The organism is Micromonospora sp. WMMD987, assembly GCF_029581435.1.
GTDB classification, from domain to species: domain Bacteria; phylum Actinomycetota; class Actinomycetes; order Mycobacteriales; family Micromonosporaceae; genus Micromonospora; species Micromonospora rifamycinica.
The window spans coordinates 3,364,493-3,386,312 of sequence record NZ_CP120861.1 but is presented as its reverse complement, the minus strand read 5'-3'; the positions used below and the strand labels follow the sequence as shown (position 1 = coordinate 3,386,312).

At 73.4% G+C, this 21,820-nt stretch carries 19 protein-coding genes; 4 read left to right on the top strand and 15 right to left on the bottom strand.

Annotated features, from left to right (window positions below; translation table 11 throughout):
- Positions 1–14 precede the first annotated feature (14 nt).
- Positions 15–1,451, top strand: coding sequence for a glycine hydroxymethyltransferase (locus O7612_RS14225; RefSeq protein WP_282273702.1), 1,437 nt, complete (start codon positions 15–17; stop codon positions 1,449–1,451).
- Between the two features lie 108 nt (positions 1,452–1,559).
- Here the strand turns inward: O7612_RS14225 and O7612_RS14220 are convergent, their stop codons facing one another.
- From O7612_RS14220 to O7612_RS14195, 6 genes are all read right to left on the bottom strand, one after another.
- Positions 1,560–1,811 carry a hypothetical protein gene (locus O7612_RS14220; protein ID WP_282273701.1) on the bottom strand — a complete coding sequence of 84 codons (252 nt, stop codon included), beginning with the start codon at positions 1,809–1,811 and terminating at the stop codon, positions 1,560–1,562.
- A 174-nt stretch (positions 1,812–1,985) separates the two neighbouring features.
- Complete coding sequence (locus O7612_RS14215; RefSeq protein WP_282273700.1) at positions 1,986–3,299, bottom strand: PLP-dependent aminotransferase family protein; 1,314 nt, start codon at positions 3,297–3,299, stop codon at positions 1,986–1,988.
- A 4-nt stretch (positions 3,300–3,303) separates the two neighbouring features.
- Positions 3,304–4,401 carry an alpha-hydroxy acid oxidase gene (locus O7612_RS14210; RefSeq protein ID WP_282273699.1) on the bottom strand — a complete coding sequence of 366 codons (1,098 nt, stop codon included), beginning with the start codon at positions 4,399–4,401 and terminating at the stop codon, positions 3,304–3,306.
- Complete coding sequence (locus O7612_RS14205) at positions 4,398–5,408, bottom strand: alpha/beta hydrolase (RefSeq protein ID WP_282273698.1); 1,011 nt, start codon at positions 5,406–5,408, stop codon at positions 4,398–4,400. The genes O7612_RS14210 and O7612_RS14205 overlap by 4 nt, the downstream gene beginning before the upstream one ends.
- A 10-nt stretch (positions 5,409–5,418) precedes the next feature.
- Positions 5,419–6,639, bottom strand: coding sequence for a cytochrome P450 (locus tag O7612_RS14200; RefSeq protein WP_282273913.1), 1,221 nt, complete (start codon positions 6,637–6,639; stop codon positions 5,419–5,421).
- 62 nt (positions 6,640–6,701) lie between these two features.
- A complete protein-coding gene (locus tag O7612_RS14195) occupies positions 6,702–7,988 on the bottom strand; it encodes an SGNH/GDSL hydrolase family protein (protein WP_282273912.1) in 1,287 nt (428 codons plus the stop codon).
- A 354-nt stretch (positions 7,989–8,342) separates the two neighbouring features.
- Here O7612_RS14195 and O7612_RS14190 point away from each other — a divergent pair, with 354 nt between their 5' ends.
- The 3 genes from O7612_RS14190 to O7612_RS14180 all read left to right on the top strand — a co-directional run bounded on the left by O7612_RS14190 (position 8,343) and on the right by O7612_RS14180 (position 12,162).
- Positions 8,343–9,929, top strand: a complete 1,587-nt coding sequence (locus O7612_RS14190; protein ID WP_282273697.1) for an AMP-binding protein — start codon at positions 8,343–8,345, stop codon at positions 9,927–9,929.
- Positions 9,926–11,335: an MFS transporter gene (locus tag O7612_RS14185; RefSeq protein WP_282273696.1), complete on the top strand. Its 1,410-nt coding sequence runs from the start codon at positions 9,926–9,928 to the stop codon at positions 11,333–11,335. The genes O7612_RS14190 and O7612_RS14185 overlap by 4 nt, the downstream gene beginning before the upstream one ends.
- A 125-nt stretch (positions 11,336–11,460) precedes the next feature.
- Positions 11,461–12,162, top strand: coding sequence for an SGNH/GDSL hydrolase family protein (locus O7612_RS14180; RefSeq protein ID WP_282273695.1), 702 nt, complete (start codon positions 11,461–11,463; stop codon positions 12,160–12,162).
- Positions 12,163–12,233: 71 nt separating this feature from the next.
- Here O7612_RS14180 and O7612_RS14175 read toward each other — a convergent pair whose 3' ends face one another.
- From O7612_RS14175 to O7612_RS14135, 9 genes are all read right to left on the bottom strand, one after another.
- Positions 12,234–13,592 (bottom strand): hypothetical protein, encoded by a 1,359-nt coding sequence (locus O7612_RS14175; RefSeq protein ID WP_282273694.1) that lies wholly within the window; start codon positions 13,590–13,592, stop codon positions 12,234–12,236.
- Positions 13,589–14,563 (bottom strand): transketolase C-terminal domain-containing protein, encoded by a 975-nt coding sequence (locus O7612_RS14170; RefSeq protein ID WP_282273693.1) that lies wholly within the window; start codon positions 14,561–14,563, stop codon positions 13,589–13,591. The genes O7612_RS14175 and O7612_RS14170 overlap by 4 nt, the downstream gene beginning before the upstream one ends.
- On the bottom strand, positions 14,563–15,531 hold the full coding sequence (locus tag O7612_RS14165) for a thiamine pyrophosphate-dependent dehydrogenase E1 component subunit alpha (protein WP_282273692.1): 969 nt from the start codon (positions 15,529–15,531) through the stop codon (positions 14,563–14,565). The genes O7612_RS14170 and O7612_RS14165 overlap by 1 nt, the downstream gene beginning before the upstream one ends.
- Entirely contained in the window at positions 15,528–16,325 is a 798-nt protein-coding gene (locus O7612_RS14160; RefSeq protein WP_067308400.1) for a DUF3050 domain-containing protein, read from the bottom strand. Before O7612_RS14160 ends, O7612_RS14165 begins: the two co-directional genes overlap by 4 nt.
- A 3-nt stretch (positions 16,326–16,328) precedes the next feature.
- Entirely contained in the window at positions 16,329–17,252 is a 924-nt protein-coding gene (locus O7612_RS14155; protein WP_282273691.1) for a phytanoyl-CoA dioxygenase family protein, read from the bottom strand.
- 10 nt (positions 17,253–17,262) lie between these two features.
- Positions 17,263–18,357 carry a 4-hydroxyphenylpyruvate dioxygenase gene (gene hppD / locus O7612_RS14150; RefSeq protein WP_282273690.1) on the bottom strand — a complete coding sequence of 365 codons (1,095 nt, stop codon included), beginning with the start codon at positions 18,355–18,357 and terminating at the stop codon, positions 17,263–17,265.
- Positions 18,358–18,427: 70 nt separating this feature from the next.
- On the bottom strand, positions 18,428–19,681 hold the full coding sequence (locus tag O7612_RS14145; protein ID WP_282273689.1) for a beta-ketoacyl-[acyl-carrier-protein] synthase family protein: 1,254 nt from the start codon (positions 19,679–19,681) through the stop codon (positions 18,428–18,430).
- Positions 19,678–21,294, bottom strand: a complete 1,617-nt coding sequence (locus O7612_RS14140; RefSeq protein WP_282273688.1) for a class I adenylate-forming enzyme family protein — start codon at positions 21,292–21,294, stop codon at positions 19,678–19,680. Before O7612_RS14140 ends, O7612_RS14145 begins: the two co-directional genes overlap by 4 nt.
- Positions 21,291–21,815, bottom strand: a complete 525-nt coding sequence (locus O7612_RS14135) for a beta-ketoacyl synthase chain length factor (RefSeq protein ID WP_282273911.1) — start codon at positions 21,813–21,815, stop codon at positions 21,291–21,293. Before O7612_RS14135 ends, O7612_RS14140 begins: the two co-directional genes overlap by 4 nt.
- Between the last annotated feature and the right edge of the window lie 5 nt (positions 21,816–21,820).

Here is a 21,820-nt window from a genome sequence, read left to right as displayed (position 1 = left end):
CACCTGGAGGTCGCATGTCGCTGAACGCCGAATCCACCGCCTTCCGCAGCGCGCTCGAGGTGATCCGGGCCGTCGAGCCCCGGGTGGCCGACGCCATCGGCGCGGAGCTGGCCGACCAGCGGGAGTCGTTGAAGCTGATCGCCAGCGAGAACTACGCCTCCCCGGCGACCCTGCTCACCATGGGCAACTGGTTCAGCGACAAGTACGCCGAGGGCACCGTCGGCCGTCGCTTCTACGCCGGGTGCCAGAACGTCGACACCGTCGAGGCGCTCGCCGCCGAGCACGCCAAGGAGCTGTTCGGGGCCTCCCACGCGTACGTGCAGCCGCACTCCGGCATCGACGCCAACCTGGTCGCCTTCTGGGCGATCCTGGCCGACCGGGTCGAGTCCCCCGCCCTGAAGAAGGCCCAGGTACGTCAGGTCAACGACCTGACCGAGGCGGACTGGTTCGCGCTGCGCCGCGAGCTGGGCAACCAACGGATGCTGGGCATGTCGCTGGACGCCGGCGGCCACCTCACCCACGGCTTCCGGCCGAACATCTCCGGCAAGATGTTCGACCAGCGCAGCTACGGCACCGACCCGGCCACCGGCCTGATCGACTACGACCGGGTCGCCCAGGCCGCCCGGGACTTCAAGCCGCTGATCCTGGTCGCCGGCTACTCGGCGTACCCCCGGAAGGTGAACTTCCGGATCATGCGGGAGATCGCCGACTCGGTCGGCGCGACCTTCATGGTCGACATGGCGCACTTCGCCGGCCTGGTCGCCGGGAAGGTCTTCACCGGCGACTTCGACCCGGTGCCGCACGCGCACATCGTCACCACCACCACCCACAAGTCGCTGCGCGGCCCGCGCGGCGGCATGGTGCTCTGCGGCCCGGAGCTGGCCGACCAGGTCGACCGGGGCTGTCCGATGGTGCTCGGCGGCCCGCTGCCGCACGTGATGGCGGCCAAGGCGGTAGCGCTGGCCGAGGCCCGCCGGCCCGACTTCGCCGACTACGCCCAGCGGATCGTCGACAACGCGCAGGCGCTCGCCGAGGGGCTGCTGCGCCGGGGCACCACCCTGGTCACCGGCGGCACCGACAACCACCTGGTGCTGCTCGACGTCTCCGGCTACGGGCTGACCGGCCGGCAGGCCGAGCAGGCGCTGCTCGACTCGGGCATCGTCACCAACCGCAACGCCGTGCCGCAGGACCGCAACGGCGCCTGGTACACCTCGGGCATCCGGATCGGCACCCCCGCGCTGACCAGCCGGGGCCTCGGCACCGCCGAGATGGACGTCACCGCCGAGCTGATCCACACCGTGCTCAGCCAGACCACGCCGGGCGCCAACGCCGACGGCACCCCGTCGAAGGCCAAGTACGTCCTCGACCCGGCGGTGGCCGACAAGATCAGCAAGCAGGCCACCGACCTGCTCGCCGGCTTCCCCCTCTACCCCACCATCACCCTGGGCTGATCCGCCCTTCCCACCGGCGCGTGTCGATCAAGAGGTTCAGGTCACCGAACTTCCGCCCATGACCTGAACCTCTTGATCGCCCGGGGCGGGCGCGGTGGGGTGGGAGGGTCAGGGAAGGGGGCGCTTGAGGTGGTAGCGGTGGACCTCGGTGCTGCCCTGTACGTTGTTGACGTCCTCGGCGGCGGAGACCAGCTCCCAGCCCTCCCGACCGACCCGGTTGAGGTGGGCGATGGCGGTGTCGCCGTAGGCGGTGACATCGGTGCGTGAGCCGTCCGGGCCGTACCAGACGAACGAGACGTGGAACTGGCGTCCCTGCCCCTGGTAGCGACGGACCAACAGGGCGTACTCCCAAGCGATCATGCGTCCATTATGGCCACCCGACCATCCGTCGCACAGCACGGCAGGTGGCGGCTCGACGACACCGGGTGGTGACCACCTACCGTGGACCACCCGGCGGGACAGCCGGAACAACGGGCCAGCCGCACGGCGGGAGCCGGTCGGGACCACCGTCGCCGCTCATCCGACGGTCAGCGGTCACCGGGCGGACAGGCGGGCCAGTTCGTCGGTGATCAGGGCGGCCAGCCGGTCCAGGCCGAGGTCGATCTGCTCCGGGGTGACGGCGCTGACCGACAGCCGCAGCGCGTCGACCGGGCGGCCGTCGTCGTAGAAGTGCGCCATCGGCGTCCAGAGCACGCCGTACCGTTCGGCGGAGCGCCGCAGCAGCGCGTCGTCGACCGGGAACGGCACGGTGACCACGACGAAGAAGCCGCCGGCCGGAGCGTTCCAGCGGACCGGCGAGCCGGCCGGAAAGCGGCGGCGCAGCCCGGCCAGCAGGTGGTCGCGGTTGCGGGTGTACGCGGCCCGTTCCCGCCGGTTCGCGGCGACCAGCGAGCAGCCGTGCTCCAGCAGCGCCCCGCCGATCACGGCCTGGGCCAGCGGGGACGTGTTCACCGTGACCATACTCTTGATCTTGGCAAGCTGGTCGGCGAGCAGCCCCACCGTGCCGTCGGCACCGGCGACCCGCTGGTCGGCCACCAGGTAACCGATCCGGGCGCCGGGCAGCACGGTCTTGGCGAACGAGCCGAGGTAGACCACCCGCCGCCGGGTGTCCAGCGCCTTCAGCGTCGGCCGGCGGTCGGCGTCACCGGCCGGGAACAGCCCGTACGGGTTGTCCTCGATGAGCAGCAGATCCTCCTCGGCGGCCAGGTCGAGCAGCCGTCGCCGGTCGACCACCGGGATGCTGGTGCCGGAGGGGTTGGCGAAGTCGGGCATCACGTAGCAGGCCCGGGGACGCAACCCCTCGGTGCGCGCCCGACGCAGCTGGATCCGCAGGTCGGCCAGGTCGATCCCGGTCGGACCACCGGCCACCGGCCGGACCGGCAGGTCCACCAGCCGGGCCGCGCCGGTCAGCCCCACGTACGTCGGGGCGACGGCGAGCAGCACGTCGGACGGCCCGGCCCGCAGCGCCCGGAGCACCAGCAGCATCGCCTCCTGGCAGCCGACGGTCACCACCACCGCCTCGTCGTCGACGTGGACGTCCTCGTCGACGGCGAGATTGCGGGCGATCAGATGGTGGATGATCCCCTTGGTCCGGCCGTACTGGAACAGGGTGCGGCGGACCTGGTCGGGGCGCTGCCCGAGGTCGTCGGCGAGGTGCCGGCGGAACCTGTCCAGCCAGCGTCCCGGCGCGTCGTCGTCGAAGAACTCCTCGTACGGTCGGCCGGCGGCCAGCGACACCGCGTCGGGCCAGTGCCCGGCGACCTCGTTGAGGAAGTTCATCGAGTTCAGCGCCGGGTCGTCGACCGCCGGGTGCAGGGTCGCCAGGTCCAGGTCCACCGGATGGTCCACCGGGTCAGCCTCCGGTCAGGGTACGCAGCCGCCGGGCCTGCCCCGGGTCGGCGCAGCCGGTCAGGGTCAGCCCGTCGCGCAGCTCCACGGCGAGCAGGTCGAGGGCGGTCCGGGCCCCGGCCCGACCACCGGCCGCGAGCGCCCAGAGCAGGGGGCGGCCGAGCAGCACGCCGGTCGCGCCGAGGGCGAGGGCCCGCAGCACGTCGGTACCGGACCGGATCCCGCTGTCCACCAGCACCTCGATCCGGTCACCGACGGCCGCGACCACCTCGGACAGCACGGTGGCGGTGGCCGGCGCCCCGTCGAACTGCCGGCCGCCGTGGTTGGAGACCACCACCGCGTCCACGCCGACGTCGGCGGCGCGGACCGCGTCGCGCGGGTCGAGGATGCCCTTGACCAGCAGCGGCAACCGGGTACGGTCCCGCAGCCAGGCCAGGTCCGCCCAGCTGAGCGCGGGGGCGAAGACGGTCTCGGTGTGCACCGCGACGGCGGACACCCCGGGGGTGCCGGCGTGCGCCAGGTCGTCCCGGCCGCCGGGCAGGTTGGCGGCGGTCACCTCCGGCGGCAGCGCGAAGCCGTTGCGGACGTCGCGCAGCCGCCGGCCGAGCACCGGCACGTCCACGGTGACCATCAGCGCGGCGCAGCCGGCGGCGTGCGCGCGGTCGAGCAGCTCGGCGACCAGTGCCCGGTCGCGCAGCCAGTAGAGCTGGAACCAGACCGGCCCCTCGGTGGCGGCGACGACCTCCTCGATCGGGGTGCTGCTCAGCGTGCTGAGCACGTAGGGCACCCCGGCCGCGCCGGCCGCCGCCGCGAGGGCCGGTTCACCGTCGGGGTGCAGCAACCGCTGGTACGCCATCGGTGCCACCGCCACCGGCATGGACTGCTCCCGGCCGAGCAGCACCGCCTCGGTGCGGGGCCGTTCCACTCCGGTGAGCACCCGGGGCAGCACGGCCACCCGGTCCAGCGCGGCCCGGTTGGCGGCCAGGGTGGTCTCGACGCCGCTGCCCCCGCTGACGAAGTCCCAGACCGCGGCCGGCAGCACCTCGCGGGCCAGGTCGGCGAAGTCGGCCAGGCTGACCGGAGGCCGGGCGACCACCGTCACCGACCGTCCCCGACCGGGGTGTCGACCAGGACGGCCGGGGTGGCGTCCGGTGGGGCGGGCAGGCCGAAGACGTCGCGGAGGAAGGCGGCGGCCTCGTCCTGGGCGCGGCGGCCGGCGTCGAAGATCCCCGGCATGGCGAAGAAGCCGTGGATCATGCCGGGATAGCGGCTGGCCCGGACCGGCACCCCGGCCTCCCGCAGCCGCTGCGCGTACCGCTCCCCCTCGTCACGCAGCGGGTCGTGCTCGGCGGTGAGCACCAGGGCCGGGGGCAGGCCGGACAGGTCGTCGGCGAGCAGCGGCGAGGCCAACGGGTCGGCCGCGTCCGCCGGGTCGGCCAGGTAGTGACCGCGGTACCAGTCGACGGAGTGCCGGTTGAACAGCAGCGGATCCTGGTCATCGTCGGCGTCCCGGCCCTCGGCGGGACGGGGGGTGGAGCGCTGGTCGGTGTTCGGATAGACCAGCAGCTGCCCGGCCAGCCGGGGGCCGCCCTCGGCGCGGGCCAGCAGGGTCACCGCCGCCGCCAGGTTGCCGCCGGCGCTGTCCCCGCCCACCACCAGCCGATCCGGGTCCACCCCGAGGTCGGCGGCGTGCCCGGCCAGCCACCGGGTGGCCGCGTGACAGTCCAGCACGGCCGCCGGGAACGGGTGTTCCGGGGCCAGCCGGTAGCCGACCGTCACCACCTGGCAGGGCGTGGCGTTGGCCAGCCGCCGGCAGATCCCGTCGGCGGTCTCCACGCTGCCCAACGTCCAGCCGCCACCGAAGAAGTAGACCAGGGTGGGCAGCGGCCCGTCACCGGCCGGGCGGTGCACCCGGACCCGCAGGTCCCCGGCGGGGCCGGGCACGGTCGTGTCGCGTACCTCGTGGACCGGCTCGACGTCGCCGCCGCCGGCCCGGATCGCGGCGAGATCGGCGGCGCGGGCCTCGGCGAGGGTCTGGGTGTACAGCGGCGGGGTGCCGGTGGCGGCCCGCGCGGCCCGGTAGGCGACCACCTGGGGATCGAGGGACATGGGCTGGCTCCTATCCGCCGGTGGTGACGAAGAGCTTGTCGATGCCGCGCAGGAACAGGCTCCCGCTGTAGTCAGCCTGCCGGCTGACCGCGAGCCGGGGGAACCGGGCGAACAGCCGGGGCAGGCCGATCCGGCCCTCCAGGCGGGACACCGCCGCACCGAGGCAGAAGTGCGGACCGACACCGAAGGCCAACGAGGGCGGGCCGGCGCGGCGCGGGTCGAACCGGTCCGGCTCGGGGAAGCGGCGCGGGTCACGGTTGGCCCCCGCGATGATCAGCAGCACGTTCTCGTCCCGGGCGACCGGCACCCCGCCCAGGTCGGTGTCGCGGGGCGCGGCGCGGGCCAGGAAGTGCACCGGGCTCTCCAGCCGCAGCACCTCGTCCACGCAGCCCTGCGCCAGGGCGTCGTCGCCGGGCAGCGCGGCCACCGTGTCGGGGTGGTCCACCAGCACCGGCAGTCCGTTGCTGAACATGTAGACGGTGGTGACGAAGCTGGCGTTGAACAGCACGATCAGGTTGCTGATCAACTCCTCCTCGGTCAGGTCGACCTCGCCGGAGTCCAGGGCCTCGACCAGCCCGGAGATCAGGTCGTCGCCGGGTCGGCCCCGGCGGTGCGCGATCAGGTCCCGGTACAACGCCCGCAGTTCCTCGGCGGCCTGGTTGGCCAGCGCCAACCGCTGCGGGGTCTTGCCGGCGACGTCGAGAAACTCGTCGATCCAGTCGACCCGCTGCCGGTACCAGGCCAACTCGCTCTCGGGCAGGCCGATGAACTCGGCCATCACCAGGGCCGGCGCCGGGTAGGCGAACTCCGCGACGAAGTCGACCTCGCCGCCGTCGGCGCCCGCGTCCGCCATCCGGTCCAGCAGGGTGTCGACCACCCGGACGATCACCGGCTCCAGCGCGCCCAGCCGGCGCGGAGTGAAGGTACGGGCGAAGACGCCGCGCATCCGACCGTGGTCGGGCGGGTTGACGAACATCATCGACGACTGGAAGGTGCGCAGGATCTCGTGGTCCTGCCAGCCCGGTGGGGCCTGCTTGTACCACTCCGGGTCGCGCAGCACCTGGTCGACCAGGTCGTAGCCGACCGCCACCGCGGAGATCGTGCTGTGCTCCGGGCGGGTCGGGATGGCGCTGATCGGCCCGTGCTCGTGCAGGGCGGCGTACCACGGGTAGGGGTGTTGCCGGCCGGCCTCGCTGTAGAGGCCGGTCATGATCTCGTCGACGTCCACGATGGTGCTTCCTCCCCAGGAAATGACCGGTGGGGCGGCGGGTCACCCCCGCCGCCCCGCCGGTGTCACAGACCGAGCAGTCGCAGGGGTACGGCGTCGGCCAGCGCCTGGTTGCCGGCGTCGTTCGGGTGGATGTGGTCACCGGCGTCGTACGCGGGCAGCAGCCGGCTCGGCTGGGCCGGGTCGCGCAGTACCGCGTCGAAGTCGAGCAGCCCGTCGAACTCGGCCGCTCCCGGGCCGCGCAGCCAGGTGTTCACCGCCTGGCGGGTGGTCTCCTTCTCGGGCGTCCACACCCCCGGGTTGCCGTGCCCCTCGTAGGGGGTGAGGGTGACCGCGAGGCTGCGCAGGCCACGTGCCTTGGCCTGCTTGTTGATCTGCCGCAGCGAGGCGATGATCCGGTCGGCGGAGTCGTCGGACATCCAGATGTCGTTGATGCCGAGGTGGGTCACCAGGGTCTTCACCCCGGTCTGCGGGAAGACGTCCTCGTGGAGCCGGGCCAGCGCGTTCGGGCCCAGCTCGTGGTAGCCGGGGAATCCGCCCGCGCCGGGCTCGGTGCCCTCGTGGTTGAGCCGGTTGCCGGCCAGGCTCAGGTTGAGCACCCCCGGGGTACGCACCTCGGGACGCGCGGCGACCAGCCGCCCGGCGAGCAGCTCCGGCCAGCGCTTGTTGGCGTTGACGGTGCTGCCGTTGGCGTCCCCGATCGAGTCGCCGAGCACCACCACCGCGCCGGGGCTCTTCGGGCGCAGCACGTCGATGCCGGACAGGAACATCCAGCAGCAGTCCGGCCGGATGGTGAAGCCGGCGCCGTCGGTGGCGGTGGTCAGGTCGTTGGCCCCGATGAAGGTGGTGACCTTGGACTGGCCGTGGAAGGTGACCGGCCCGGTGAGCACCGGGAAGTGCAGGGTGACGACCAGGTCCTCCTGCTCGCCCACCTGGTAGGTCAGCGGGTCGCTGAGCAGCTCGGCGCCCTTGTTCATGGTCGCCGAGGTGGACCCGTCGAACCTCAGCTCCCGCAGGGTGCCGGGGAGGATGTCCGACCGGTCGGTGAGGGTGGCGGCGTTCGGGCGGGCGACGGTGGCGTGCCCCACCTGCACCGCCTGCTCGCCGTAGAGGTTGCTCAGCCGGACCCGCAGCCGCTCGCCACCCACGGTGGTGCGCACGGTCATCCGGATGCTCTGGTTGTTCAGGCCGGTGTTGGTCAGCCCGACGGTGTTGCCGCGGGTGACCGCCGCGGCCCAGGTACCCGCCCACTGCGGCCGGGCGGCAGCCCCGCCACCGTCGGAATCGGACGGTCCGGCGCTGGCCACCACCGCCGGGGCGCTCACGACCAGCAACGCGGCCGCAGACGCTATGACCTGCCATCTCTTCGGGGTCGACATTGAACCTCCATGGTTGGCCGCCCAGGGCCGGCGTCCATCGACGGCACCGCCCGGACGATGGTCCAGAAACCTAGCCGTGCCGTCTGACAGGCGTCAATCGCCCCGATAGACATGATCAAATGTCCATGGTGGCCGGCCCCTCGCCGTTCGGCCCTGTCCCCCGGCGACGCCGTCGGCCTAGGCTCGCAGACGGCGGCGGTGCGGTCGCCCACTCCCCGCACCCCGTCGCGGACCGGGCCGTGACCTGCCCGGACGCCATCCCGGCCGGTCGGCACGGCAGGCCCACCGGCCCGCCGACGACCCGCCGCTCGACCTGGGGGCTGTGCGATGACCGACGGGGCCGACGTTTCCACCACCTACGTGCACGACGCACTGGAGCTGTTCGCCCGCTTCGGCGACCGGGAGGCGCTGGTCGGCGACGGACGCCGGCTGACCTACCCGCAGGTCGCCGCCGAGGTACGCGGGCTGGCCCACGCCCTCACCGGCCACGGGGTACGGCCCGGCGCGGCGGTGCTGGTCATGCTCGGCAACGCCGTCGAGGGTCCGCTGCTCCAGCTCGCCCTGCACCTGCTCGGCTGCCGGACGATGTGGATCGCCCCGGTCACCTCCCGTCGGGAGATCGACGAGTTCGTCCGGCTGGCCCGCCCCGACGTGTTCGTGCACCACGCGTACGCGCCGGACGGGCTGGGGGATCAGATCGCCGCCTCGCTGCCCGGGGTGCCGGTGCTGCGGTTGGGCGTCGAGCTGACCGCCGACGCCGCTCCGCCCGGCGGGCAACCCACCGCCGACGCCGCGCCGGTCGAGCTGCCCGTCCCGGTGGGCGTCCCGGAGTCGTTCCTCCAGACCAGCGGCACCACCGGCACCCCCAAGCTGGTGCACCACCGGGAGAGCTTCTACCGGCAGGTGCTGGCGTTGGCGGCCGACTTCCGGGCCGCCGGCTTCCCGCTGCTGCGGCACCTGTCGCACTCCCCGATGTGGCTGGCCAGCGGGCAGATCACCACCCTGTTCAACCTGTTCACCGGCGGGGTGCTCTTCCTGCGCCAGCAGTGGGATCCGGCCACGTTCATCGCCACCGTGGACGCCGAGCGGCTCACCTCCACCTTCGTCACCCCGCCGATGCTCTACGAGGTGCTCGACCATCCGGCCCTGCCCGGGGCGGACTTCTCCGCGATGTTCATGTTCAACGTGGGCGCGGGACCGGCCGCGCCCGCCCGGCTGCGCCAGGCCATCGCCCGGTTCGGGCCGTGCCTGCGCATCGTGTACGGCCTGAGCGAGGCGGTGGTGATCTGCGCCCAGCCCGGCCTCACCGAGGACCCGGCGCACCCGGAGCGGCTGGGCTCCTGCGGCCGGCCGTACGGGGACGTCACGGTGGAGATCCGCGACACCGACGGGCGGGTGCTGCCGGCCGGTGCCGACGGCGAGGTCTGGGTGCGGACCAGACTCAGCTTCCACGGCTACCACGGCCAGCCCGAGCTGACCGCCGAGACGCTGGTCGACGGCTGGGTGCGGACCCGGGACATCGGCCACCTCGACGCCGACGGCTTCCTCTACCTCGTCGACCGGCTACAGGACCGTATCCTCACCCGGCAACGCAGCTGGCCGATCTACTCCCGGCCGATCGAGGACGTGCTCGCCGGGCATCCCCAGGTACGGGCGGCGGCGGTGATCGGGGTGCCCGATCCGGTCGCCGGGGAACTGCCCCACGCGTACGTGGTCCGGACGCCCGGGGCGACGGTGACCGGGGCGGAGCTGATCGGGCTGGTCACCGCCGAGCTGAGTGACACCTGGGCGCCCGGCGCGGTGGAGTTCGTCGACGCGTTGCCCCTGAACCGGTCGGCCAAGGTGGACAAGCGGGCGCTGCGGGACCGGTACGCGGCCGGACGTCCCGTCGATCCGGTCGGCAGCCCGTCATGACCGCCGACGCCGACGCCGGCCCCCGGACGACCACCGACCCCGCGCCCGACCCGTGGACGGCCACCGGTCCCGGTCCTGCGACCGACCCCGGTGCCGGTACCGCTGTTGAGCCCGGTGCCGGTGGCCAGCCGCACACCGGCCGGCGGGGGGAGTCGGCGGGAGAGGTCGGACCGCCGACCCGGCGGGCCGCACGGCGGGAACTGGTCACCCTGGTCGCCGCCGATCTGATCTCCAACCTGGGCAGTCGGATCTCGGTGGTCGCCATCCCCTGGCTGGTGCTCACCACCACCGGCAGCCCGGCGAAGATGGGCATCGTCGCGGCGGCGGAGTTCCTTCCGTACATGCTCTCCAGCTCACTGGCCACCCCGTGGGCGGACCGGTTCGGGGTACGGCGTACCTCCATCGCGGTGGACGCGGCGAGCGCGGCCGTCATCGCGGTGGTGGCCCTGGCCCCGTGGCTGGGGTTCGGGGCGCTGGTCGCCCTCGTCGCGGTGGCCGGCGGACTGCGCGGCATCGGCGACCGGGTCAAGCACGTGATGTTCCGGCCGGCGGCACAGCGCGCCGGGGTGGAGCTGATCCGGTTGACCTCCACCTACGACGGGCTGCTGCGCGGGGTGGCGCTGTTCGGCACGGTCGCCGGCGGTCTGCTCATCGACTGGGTGGGGGTGACCCGGGCGATCTGGATCGACGCGGGGACCTTCGCGCTCTGCGCGCTGCTGGTCGCGGTGCTGGTCCGTCCGCCGTCCACCGACGCCCCGGCCGCGCCCCGGGAGAGCTACTTCCGGGCGCTGCGCACCGGCTTCGGCTACCTGCGCACCGACCGGGTGCTGCTGACCATGCTGGTGGTGGTCTCCGCGTTGAACATGTTCGCCGCCGCCAACACGGCGGTCTGGGTGCCGCTGTGGGTCCGCGACGAACTCGGCGACCCGGCCGGGTTCGGCCTGGTGCTGGGGGTGTTCGCCGGGGGTGCGTTGCTCGGCAACGTGGTCTTCACGGTGCTCGGCCCCCGGCTGCCCCGCACCCTGGTGTTCGCCGCGGGGGCGGCGCTCAGTGGTGCGCCCCGGCTGCTGGTCCTGGCGCTGACCGACCATCTGGTGGTGGTGCTGGTGGTGACGTTCCTGTCCGGGGTCGGGATCGCGGCGGTCAACCCGCTGCTCGGCGTCACCCTCTACGAACGGGTGCCGGACGCGTTGCAGACCCGGGTGCTGGGGATATCCGGGTCGCTGGCGTTCGTCGGGCTGCCGGTGGGGGCGCTGCTCGGCGGCTGGTCGGTGGCGGCCCTCGGGCTGCGCCCGGCGCTGCTGGTGATGGCGGTGGTGTGCGCGGTGCTGACCGTGCTGCCCCTGGTCGTCGGGCCGTTACGGATGGGCCGCTCCACACCCCCACCGACGACCACCACGACCTGACCGGGCACGCAGCGGGGCGGACGGAACCGGCGGCGGCGACGGCTCGGCGCACCCGGACGACCATCAGGCGATCGGCCCGGTCACGGAGATCGACGCCACCGGTGGGGTCGGCTACATTGCCGCCCATGTCATCGACGTTGACCGAAGCTACCGATCCGTACTGCCTGCGTGAGGGGGAGAGCGCCGCGCTGCTGCACGGCCATCCGTGGCACCGGTTCGTGGTGCTCGGCGACAGCGTCGCCGAGGGTATGTGCGAGCCGGTCGACGGGTACCCCGACGTGCAGTGGGCGGACCGGATCGCGGCCGAACTGTCGGCGGTGCGGCCCGGGTTGGCGTACCTCAACCTGGGTCGGCGCGGGTTGCGGGCACAGCAGGTCCGGGCCGGGCAGTTGGACCGGGCGCTGGCCTTCTCCCCCGATCTGGCGCTGGTCGCCTGCGGTGGCAACGACGCCTTCCGGACGGCGTTCGACCCGGACGCGGTCGACACCGAGCTGACCGCGATCGTCGGCGCGCTGCGCGACGCCGGAGCGGACGTGATCACGGTGGGCATGTTCGACGTCTCGCACAGCCCGGCCGTCCCGGCCGCACTGCGTCCCGGCCTCAACACCCGGATGCGGCTGCTCTCCTCACGTACCGGCCGGCTCGCCGACCGGCTGGGCGCGCTGCACGTGCACCTGACCGATCATCCGGCCGGCAGCGACCCGTCGATGTACAGCAGCGACGGCCGACACGGCAGCGCCCGCAGCGACGCCATCGCCGCCGCGGAGACGATCCGCCGCCTCGGCGCCCACCTGGCCACCCGCCTCCCCGACCGCCCCACCTCCTGATCCCCACCCCTCCTCCCCTCCCCCCACCGGCCCAGCCGGATCCGGGGGGAGGGGGTCAGGGGGTCAGGGGGTCAGGGGGTCAGGAGGATGCCGGTGAGCAGGACGCCCCGGGCCAGGTTGAGCACCTCGTCGCAGCCGGGGTAGCCGACCCGGGCGAGGGCACCGGAGCCGGTGCGGCCGAACAGGTACGGGGCGATGCTGTACGGCACCTCGGCGGTGACCGTCTCGCCGGTCTCGATCTGCACGAAGTCCATCGCGACCCGGTCGGCGGGCATGTACCGCTGGAGGATGTCCCCGCCCCGGTCCAGGGCGGCCCGCAGCCCGTCCGCCCACTCCCTGGCGCTCAGCTCCCGGCCGATGAGCACCCCCTGACCGGCCGAGCCGTCGGCCGGCTTGACGACCAGGTTCTCCCGGTCGGCCAGCGCCCGGTCCAGCTCGGCGTCGGTGAACGCCACGGTGTGCGGCACGTACCGCCGGACCAGGGCCTGGTCGGCGGCGGGGAGCAGGTCGAGGTCCTGGTAGAGCCAGGCAAAGTTAATCTTGTTGCCGAGCAGCCAGGCGGCGGCGCTGACGAACATCGGCAGGGTGCCCGCGTCGAGCGCCCCGGCCACCGCCGCCAGCCCGGCGCTCGGGGTGACCCGGTTGGGCACGAAGAGCCGGAACAGCGCGTCCACCGGGGCACCGTCGACCACCAGCCGCCGGTCGGCGTCCAGGGTGGCCGTGGCGACCGGGGCGATGACCAGGTCGATGCCGAACGGACGGGCCTGGTCGACCAGCGGCGCCAGGATCCGGATGAACGTCTCCGGGTCGTCCAGCCCCGGATAGTCGGCCTCGAAGTCCATCAGCAGCGCCACCCGGGCACCCTCGGGCAGGCCCAGCTCGCTGCGGATCGCCACGAACCGCTGGTCCAGCAGGGACGGCGCGGGGCGGACCGGCAGCCCGTCGAGCAGCCCCCGCTCCCGGTAGAGCGCGCCGAACCGCTGGATCACCGTGTCGGCGTCGAAGCCGCCGCCCAGGCTGCTGTCGATGTTGTACTCGACGATCCGCGGCTCACCGCCGGAGAACAGCACGTCCGGCCGGTACGCGGCCAGCAGCGCCTCGGTCAGCGGCTCGTCCTCGTCCAGCAGCCGGGTCTGCCCCGCCGGCACCCCGAGCACCGCGCGCAGCTCACCGGCCGTGGTCGCGCGCCGACGGCAGGCGTCCAGGATGAGCTGGGCGATCCGGTCGCAGACCTCGTTCAGCTCACGGAACGCGTCGGCGCTCAGCACCGGCGGTCGGGCCAGCCGCCACTGCTTGTTGTACGTCGCCCGACCGTGGAAGATCCGCTCCCACTCCTGCGCCCCCGCGGCGACCATCGCCGTACGGCTCGACTCCGGCAGTTCCGCCCAGGCCCGGCCGGGCTCCGGCCACGGGTAGTTCACATCGATCATGGACAGTCCTTGGTCACGTGGTGGATGGCGGCGGTGAGGGCGGCCCGGCCGGGCTGTACCGCCCGGTCGAGTCCGGGCGCGAACGGCAGCACCGCGCCGTCCGGCCGGGTGACCCGACGGGGCGGCGCGGTCAGCGGCACCCGCTCCAGTACCGAGGTGATGATCTCGGCGGCGATGCCGCAGGAGCGGTTGGAGTCGTCGACCACCACCAGCCGACCGGTGCGCGACACCGAGTCGACCAGCCCGTCGAGGTCGAACGGGTAGAGCGTGCGCGGGTCGAACACCTCCACCGACACCTGGTCGGCCAGCTCGTCGGCGACGGCCAGCGCGTCGTGCACCAGGTGCCCCACGGCGACCACCGTGACGTCGTCGCCGGCCCGGCGGACCACCCCCCGCCCGAGCGGCACCGGGGCGAGGGTGGCGAAGTCCACGTCGTCGCGGACGTCCAGCGCGGCGGCGGGGGCGAAGACCACCACCGGGTCGTCGTGCCGGATCGCCGACGCCAGCAGCCCGTACGCGTCGGCCGGGGTGGCCGGCACCACGGTGACGATCCCGACGTGCGCGAAGAGGGAGTAGGGGTGGTCGGAGTGCTGCCCCGCCCAGCCCGTCCGGGAACCGGAGCCCGGCACCAGGTAGGTGACCGGCACGGCGCACTGCCCACCGGTCATCATCGGGAACTTGTGCGCGTGGTTGACGATCTGCTCGAAGACCAGGAACAGCAGCGACGGGATCTGGAACTCCACCACCGGCCGCAGCCCGGCCAGCGCGGCCCCGGTGGCGAAGCTGGTGAACGCCTGCTCCGACAGCGGGGTGTCCAGCACCCGGTCCGGCCCGAACCGCTTCAGCAGGCCCGGGGTGACGTTCGACGCGCCCACCCGGATGTCCTCGCCGAGCAGGAACACCGCCTCGTCCCGGGTCATCTCGTCGGCCAGCGCCCGGCTCAGCGCCTTGCGGTACGACAGCCGTGGCATCAGCTACCTCCCCGGGCGGTCAGCCCACTGGCGTAGAGGTGGTCCAGCGCCCCGGCCGGGTCGGGCTCCGGGCCGGCCAGGGCGAACGCGACGGCCGCGTCGAGGGTCGCCTCCACCTCGGCGTCGACGGCCTCCCGGGCGGCGGCCGGCAGCCGGGCACCCTGGATCTCCACCGGATCCCGGGACCGGCCGTCGGCCACCTCCTGCGGCGTGCGGTACTCCAGGCGTACCGAGTGTTCGAAGGTGTGGTGGGCGTCGAACCGGTAGGTGCGGGCCTCGACCAGCTCCGGCCCGCCGCCGTCGCGCATCCGAGCGACGGCGGCGGCGGTGACCCGCCGGACCGCCTCCGGGTCCTGCCCGTCGACCACCACGGCCGGGATGCCGAACGCCTCGGCCCGGCCGGTGATGGTGCCGGCGACCGCACCGGCCACCGGCATGGTGGTGGCGTAGCCGTTGTTCTCGCAGACCAGCAGCACCGGCACCCGCCAGAGCGCGGCCAGGTTGAACGCCTCCAGCAGCATCCCCTCGTTGACCGCGCCGTCGCCGAAGAAGCTCGCCCCGACCACCGCGTTGCCGCGCTGCCGGTGCGCCCACACCGCGCCGGTGAGGATCGCCGGGGACGCGCCGACGATGGCGTTCGCGCCGAGCACCCCGATGGACAGGTCCGCCGCGTGCATCGAGCCGCCCCGGCCCCGGTTCAGTCCGGTTTCCCGGCCGCACAGTTCGGCCATCATCCGGGCCGGGTCGGCACCCTTGGCGAGCACGTGCCCGTGCCCGCGGTGGGTGCCGGTGACCAGATCCCCCTCGCCGAGGGCGGCGCACACGCCGGCGGCGACACCCTCCTGTCCGAGGTAGGGGTGGATGCCGCCGACGATGTGCCCGGAGCGGACCAGGGCGATGGCCCGCTCCTCGAACCGACGGATCAGCCGTACCGTGCGGTAGAGCCGGGCCGGGTCGGCGTCGGTCACCGGTCGCGGCCCTCCTTGACGGCGGCGAGGATGTCGTCCCAGAGCTGCGCGCGGGCGGTCAGCGCCAGGTTGACCGTGTCCGCGCACTCCTGCCACTTGGTGTCGTCGTCGCCGCACAGGTCGGCGAGCATCTGCATCGCCATCGGGGTGTGCTGCTCGCCGTCGACCTCGATGTGCCGCTCCAGGTAGTCGACGAAGGTGTGCAGCCGGTTGCTGCGCTCGTTGACCGCGACGACCTGGGTGAACATGTCGGGGATCAGGTCCTCCCGGCCGAACGCGAAGGCGGCGGCCTGGCAGTGCACCGGGGTCGAGGAGATGATCTGCCAGGTGGTGGCGGCGAACGCCCGCGACGGCGCGGGCACGCCGGCCTCGACCAGGGCGTCGGTCACCGACGCGCCGCCGCGCAGCAGCTCGACCAGCCGGTCGACGGCGGTGGTGTCGGCCCCGGCCTCACCCATCCCCCGCACGTACAGTTCGAAGTGGCTGATGAAGCCCTCGCCCAGCTCGTCGCTCTCCTCCACCATCACGATGTCGTTGATCAACCGGCGGCTGCCGGTCGGCCCGGTGGGGATCCAGGGCACGTCGACGCAGGTGAGCTGCCGCTGCAACGACTTCAGCAGGGACATGAAGTCCCAGACCGCGAAGACGTGGTGCTCCATGAAGGTCACCAGCGCCTCGTGGGTGTCCAGGTTGGCGTACAGCGGGTGCTTGACCACCACCTCGCGACGGGCGGTCACCGCCTGCTCCAACCGCTCGATGCCCGGGTGTGTCTTACCCCAGTCGTACCGTGACATGTTCTAGCCTTCCTGCTGGGCGCGCTCGCGCCAGATGACCGGGCAGTAGTCGGGGTCCGCGTAGTCCGGCCGCCCGTCGGGGGTACGGCGGACCAGCACGTCGTGGTTGTACGCGGCGAGGGTGCCGTCCGAGAGCGGGAACTCCCGGTGGGCGTTGTCGCCGTCCTGCAGGTGCAGCGAGATCGCCCGACGCGGACGTCCACTGACGTTGGGGCCGCTGCCGTGGTAGGTGCGGCAGTGGTGGAAACTCAGGTGTCCCTTGGGGATCACCATCGGGATCTTGCAGATCTGCGCGCCGTTGTGCGCCGCGTTCTCGGCCAGCATGTCCTCCAGCTGGTCGCGGTCGCGCTCGGCGAAGTGCCGGACCACGGTGTCGTCCGCACCGGTCTCCGACCACCGGTGCGATCCGTCGACCATGGTGATGGTGCCCATCTCCTCCCCGCAGTCGTGGAACGGGATGAACGCGGTGAGCATCTTCTCCGACGACGAGGACGACCAGTAGTGCTTGTCGAAGTGCCAGGGCACGATGTTCGACGGCTCACCGGAGATCGGCGGCTTGTAGATCAGGGTGGACTGGAAGATCCGGATCTCGTCGGCCTGGGCCAGCCGGGCGGCCACCGCGCCGATCAGCGGCTTGCGCAGGATCGCGGCGATGCCGTCGTGCTCTACGTGGACGTAGTCGTTGTGCCGCTGCACCGGCCCCTTCGACGGATCCCAGTAGGCCAGTTTCGGCGGGCGGACGGGCAGGGTGCGGTCCCGCTCGCCGTCGTAGTAGCGGTCGGTGGCCGCCGTCAGGGCGTCCACCTCGTCGTCGGTGAGCAGCTTCTTCGACAGGTACCAGCCGTGCTCGGCGTAGTGGCGCACCTCCTCGTCCGAGGGGAGCAGCGCCTCCTCCTCGGCGGTCAACGTCGGATGTGTCGTGGTCATGCCCAACTCCTCATGCCGTGCCGGCCGCGACGGCGGGGGTCGCCCCCGCCACGGCCAGCTCCCGTTCCTTGGCCTCGTAGAGCGCCCTGATGTTGCCGCTGCCGAAGGTGCGCGCCCCGCGCCGTTCGATGAGTTCGAGGAACAGGGTGCGTCGGACGTGCATTGACTCGGTGAAGATCTGCAACAGCTGCCCGCCGTGGTCGGCGTCGACCAGGATGCTGAGGTCCCGCAGCTGGTCCAGCGGCGCGTCGACCTTGCCCACCCGCTGTTCCAGCGTGTCGTAGTAGGTGGCGGGGGTGCCGGCGAACCGCACCCCGCGGGCCCCGAGCGCGCCGACCGCGCCGACGATGTCGTCGGTGCGCAGCCCCAGGTGCTGCACGCCGGCGCCGTGGTGCTCGGTGAGGAACGCGTCGATCTGGCCCGGACGCCGACCGGCGTCCGGCTCGAGCAGCACCAGGGTGACCCGCCCGGAGGCGTCCTGCACCACCTTGGAGTTCATCGCCTGACCGGCGACCTCGATGTGCTCCTCGAAGATCTGCGCGAAACCGAAGACCCGCTGGTAGTGCGCGACGGTGGCGTCGAGCTGACCGGGCGGCACGCAGACCGCCAGGTGGTCGATCTCGGCGAGCAGCCGCGGGTCGGTCCCACCGGGCGGCACCGCCTCGATCGCGCCGGGCAGGAAGTCGTCGGCGTCGCCGCGTCGCTCCACCAGCCGGTGCAGCACGTCGCCGAAGCCGCCCACCTCGGCGGTCACCACCTCGGCGTCCGGGCCGGTCCAGGTGCGCGGTGGGGTCACCGGCGTGGCACCCCGCTCCACCAGCTCCGCGTACGCCCCGGCGGCGTCGCCGACCTCCACCGCCACCACCGCGATCCCGTCACCGTGCCGGGACACGTACCCCGAGGCGGGATGGTCGGCGGTGAGGCCGGTGGTCAGCACCATCCGGATGTCGGCCTGACCCAGCAGCAGGGAACGCTGCCCGACCAGTCCGGTCTCCGGGCCGCCCTGCCCCCGCAGGGTGAAGCCGACGGCGGTCCCGAAGTAGAAGGCCGCCTGTCGGGCGTCCCCCACGTACAGTTCGATGTGGTCTATTCCACGAATGTCCATCTCTCCAGCCCTTCCCCATGTCCCCCCGTGACTGCCGTCCGGGCGCGTGCGGCCCGGGTCGCAGGACCGATCACCTCCCCGGCACGGCGGGTCGGGCGTCGGTGGTCCGCCGCAACAGCAGGCTGACGTTCTGCCCGCCGAATCCGAAGGAGTTGGTGAGCGCGAGGTCGGTCCGGGTGTCCCGCGGGGTGCCCCGGACGTGGTCCGCCGGGCAGTCCGGGTCCGGATCGTCCAGGTGGTAGGTGGGCGGCAGCAGACCGGACCGCAGCGCCAACGCGCACGCCGCCGCCTCGACCACCCCGGACGCCCCGAGCAGGTGCCCGGTGAGCGCCTTGGTGGAGCTGACCGGCACCCCTCCGACGCCGAACACCTTGCCCAGCGCGGCGCTCTCGGCGATGTCCCCGAGTCTGGTGCCGGTGCCGTGGGCGTTGACGTAGCCGACCTCGGCCGGCGCGACGTTCCCGCTGGCCAGGGCCGCACGCATGCAGTCGGCCGCGCCCTCGCCGTCGGGCCGGGGGATGGTCGGGTGGTGGGCGTCGGTGGTGCTGCCGTAGCCGGCGACCTCCGCGTACGTCCGGGCACCCCGGGCGGCGGCGTGCCCGGCGCGTTCCAGCACCAGCAGCGCGGCGCCTTCGGCGAGCACGAACCCGTTGCGCCGCCGGTCGAACGGCCGGCTCGCCTCGGCCGGATCGGCCCAGCCCCGGGCCAGCGCGCGGGCGTTGCCGAAGGTGTCGGCGAAGGTCGGGAAGAGCGGGGCCTCGCTGGCCCCGCAGAGCACCACGTCGGCCTCGCCGGCCCGGATCAGCCGGGCCGCGTCGGCGACCGCCTGCGCCCCGGAGGCGCAGGCCGTGCCGACAGCCGAGCTGTAGCCCCGGATGCCGTGGGCGATGGCGATCCGCGCCGAGGCCATGTTGGGCAGGATCCCGGTCAGCAGGTACGGGCTGACCGCCGCCCGGCCCCGTTCGGTGCGGGCGATCACCTGCTGTTCCAGCGTGGACATGCCGCCGACCCCGCCGACGATGACGCCGATCCGGGCCGGGTCGACGTCCCGGCCCACCTCGATGCCCGCGTCGGCGAGCGCGTCGGCGGCGGTGAGCAGGGCGAACAGCACCACCCGGTCGAGCACCCTGGTCTCCGGGCCGGTGGCGACCGTCCGCGGGTCGATCGGCGGGAGCACCCCCGCCACCTCCAGCGATTCCCGGGCCGGGTGCCCCTCGGGCGGTCGGCTCAACCCGGAGCGGCCGGTGGTCAACGCGGTGAAGGTGGCATCCACCCCCCGTCCGACCGGGCTGAACAGGCCCATCCCGGTGATCATGACGGTCATGACGGCGACCCGGCGAGATAGCGCTCGCGCAGCGCCACCTTGCGGACCTTGCCGGTGACGGTGACCGGGATGTCGTCGGGGCGGACCGGCACCACCCGGCGCAGGGTCGCGCCCACGTCCGCCCCGAGCGCGGCCCGGATCGTGGCGGTCCGGTCGACGGCCGGGTCGGCCCCGGTGGCCAGCTCCAGCAGCACGTCGGTGGTGACCGTGTCGCCCTCGGCGACGATCAGCACGGTGCAGTCGGCGACGTCCGGGCAGGCGGCGAGGATCCGCTCCTCGGACAGCGCGGTGAAGTACCGCCGCCCGTCGGGCAGCGTCACCGAGTCCACCGCCCGGTCCAGGTGGTAGTAGCGGCCGTCGGCGTCGGCGCGGACCAGGTCACCGGTGAGGTACCAGCCGCGCAGCCGGAACCGGTAGCTGGTGACCGAGTCGTTCCAGTAGCCCCGGAACAGCGACGGCGAGTCGACGCCGAGGAACCCCACCTGGCCGGGGGGCAGCTCGTTGCCCTCGGCGTCGAGGACGGCCACCGTGGCGAACCGGTAGGGTCGGCCCACGCAGCGGCCGTACCGGTCGGTGTCGACGGTGTGCGTGATGTGGAACATCGAGTGCCCCATCTCGCTGGAGCCGAGGCCGTCGATGAAGACCGAACCGGCGACCCGGGTGACGCCCTGCCGGGTGAACACGTCCCGCGAACCGACCGCGACGAGCCGGCGGACGTGCGGCTCGTGCGAGCAGTCGCCGGTGTTGAACCACAGCCGCACCGATTCCAGGTCGTACCCGCTCAGGTCGAAGCGGGCCAGCTCGGCCCAGGTCACCGAGAAACCGAACACCCCGTCGGGCCGCCACTGCCCGATGGTGTCGAGGACCCGCTCGCCGCCCTGTTCGGACAGCAGGAACATCTCCGCCCGGTTGCCCAGCGCCTGGTTGACCATGAGCACCGTCGCCGTGTGCGGGGCGGGCAGCGCGTTGAGGATCCGGCGGGTGCCCTGCGCCTGCGGCATGGACAGCAGGTGCCGGGTGGCGGCGAAGAGGCTGGCGTGCGAGTGCAGCACCGCCTTCGGCACCCCGGTGGTCCCCGAGGTGTGGGTGATGACGATCGGGTCGTCGGGGTGGTGCCGGTAGTGGGCCGGAGCCTGCGCCGGGTCACCCGTGCCGGCCTGTTCCGGGGTACCCAGCAGCGGTACGCCGAGGTCGTGCCCGGCCAGCAGGTCGGTGTGGGCGGTGTCGGCGAGCACCCCGACGCCGCGCAGCCGACGGACGTACTCGGCGGCGATCTCCGGACGCAGCTTGCCGTTCATCAGCGCCGGGATCGCGCCGAGCCGGGTCAGCGCCAGGAAGCTCAGCACCATGTCGGCGGCGGCGGTGGCCCACACGGCGACCGGGTCACGCGGCCGTACCCCCCGGGCGTGCAGCCAGGCCGCCCGTGCGGCGACCCGCTCGTCGAGCTGGCCCAGGGTGAGCGGCTGCCCGGCCGGACGCCCGTCGACCGGGGTGTCGAAGGTCAGCCCCGGTCCCTGTGGGTCCGCGCCGTGGGCCAGTACCCGGGCCAGCACGTTGCCGGCGCCGAGCTGCGGGTCGGCGGCGAGCGCACCCCGCAGTCCCCTCGTCTTCATGGACCGTCTCCTCCCCCCAGCAGCACCGCGACCGCGCCGGTGGGCGTCGCATCGGGTGCCTCGTCGATCAGGACCAGCAATGCCTCGTCGGCGTCGCCGTCGTACAGCAGCAGTTCCGCCTCGGCGGTCCCGTCGGCACGGGGGTCACCGGTCGGGCTCAGGCACACCACCGGGCCGGTCAGCCCCCACCGCGCGGCCACCTGTCCGGCGACGCTGTTGGGCACCGACTGGAAGAAGAACAGCGGGCCGACCCGTCCCCCGGCGGCGACGATCGACCGGACGTGGGTGGCGCTGGGCCGGTCACCGGCGGCGCTGACCAGCAGCACCGCGCACCGGGTGCCGGCCGGGGCCGGGGTGGGCCGGCGTTGCAGGCAGCGTCCGGCCGCCGCCGCGACCAGCGGTGCGAACGTCGAGTGCACGAACCCGGGCAGCGGCGGCGGCGGACCGTCACCCGGCTCCGGCCAGCGCGCCTGCGCCAGCACCCGGGGTGCGCCGTGGCCGGCCGGACGGCCCGGGACGATCCCGT

Bases quoted from the DNA above. Each gene is read 5' to 3' on its own strand.
- O7612_RS14225 (WP_282273702.1), top strand. From the start codon at position 15: ATGTCGCTGAACGCCGAATCCACCGCCTTCCGCAGCGCGCTCGAGGTG.
- O7612_RS14220 (WP_282273701.1), bottom strand. From the start codon at position 1,811: ATGATCGCTTGGGAGTACGCCCTGTTGGTCCGTCGCTACCAGGGGCAG.
- O7612_RS14205 (WP_282273698.1), bottom strand. From the start codon at position 5,408: ATGTCCCTCGATCCCCAGGTGGTCGCCTACCGGGCCGCGCGGGCCGCC.
- O7612_RS14190 (WP_282273697.1), top strand. From the start codon at position 8,343: ATGACCGACGGGGCCGACGTTTCCACCACCTACGTGCACGACGCACTG.
- O7612_RS14185 (WP_282273696.1), top strand. From the start codon at position 9,926: ATGACCGCCGACGCCGACGCCGGCCCCCGGACGACCACCGACCCCGCG.
- O7612_RS14180 (WP_282273695.1), top strand. From the start codon at position 11,461: ATGTCATCGACGTTGACCGAAGCTACCGATCCGTACTGCCTGCGTGAG.
- O7612_RS14175 (WP_282273694.1), bottom strand. From the start codon at position 13,592: ATGATCGATGTGAACTACCCGTGGCCGGAGCCCGGCCGGGCCTGGGCG.
- O7612_RS14170 (WP_282273693.1), bottom strand. From the start codon at position 14,563: ATGCCACGGCTGTCGTACCGCAAGGCGCTGAGCCGGGCGCTGGCCGAC.
- O7612_RS14160 (WP_067308400.1), bottom strand. From the start codon at position 16,325: ATGTCACGGTACGACTGGGGTAAGACACACCCGGGCATCGAGCGGTTG.
- O7612_RS14155 (WP_282273691.1), bottom strand. From the start codon at position 17,252: ATGACCACGACACATCCGACGTTGACCGCCGAGGAGGAGGCGCTGCTC.
- hppD (WP_282273690.1), bottom strand. From the start codon at position 18,357: ATGGACATTCGTGGAATAGACCACATCGAACTGTACGTGGGGGACGCC.
- O7612_RS14145 (WP_282273689.1), bottom strand. From the start codon at position 19,681: ATGACCGTCATGATCACCGGGATGGGCCTGTTCAGCCCGGTCGGACGG.
- O7612_RS14140 (WP_282273688.1), bottom strand. From the start codon at position 21,294: ATGAAGACGAGGGGACTGCGGGGTGCGCTCGCCGCCGACCCGCAGCTC.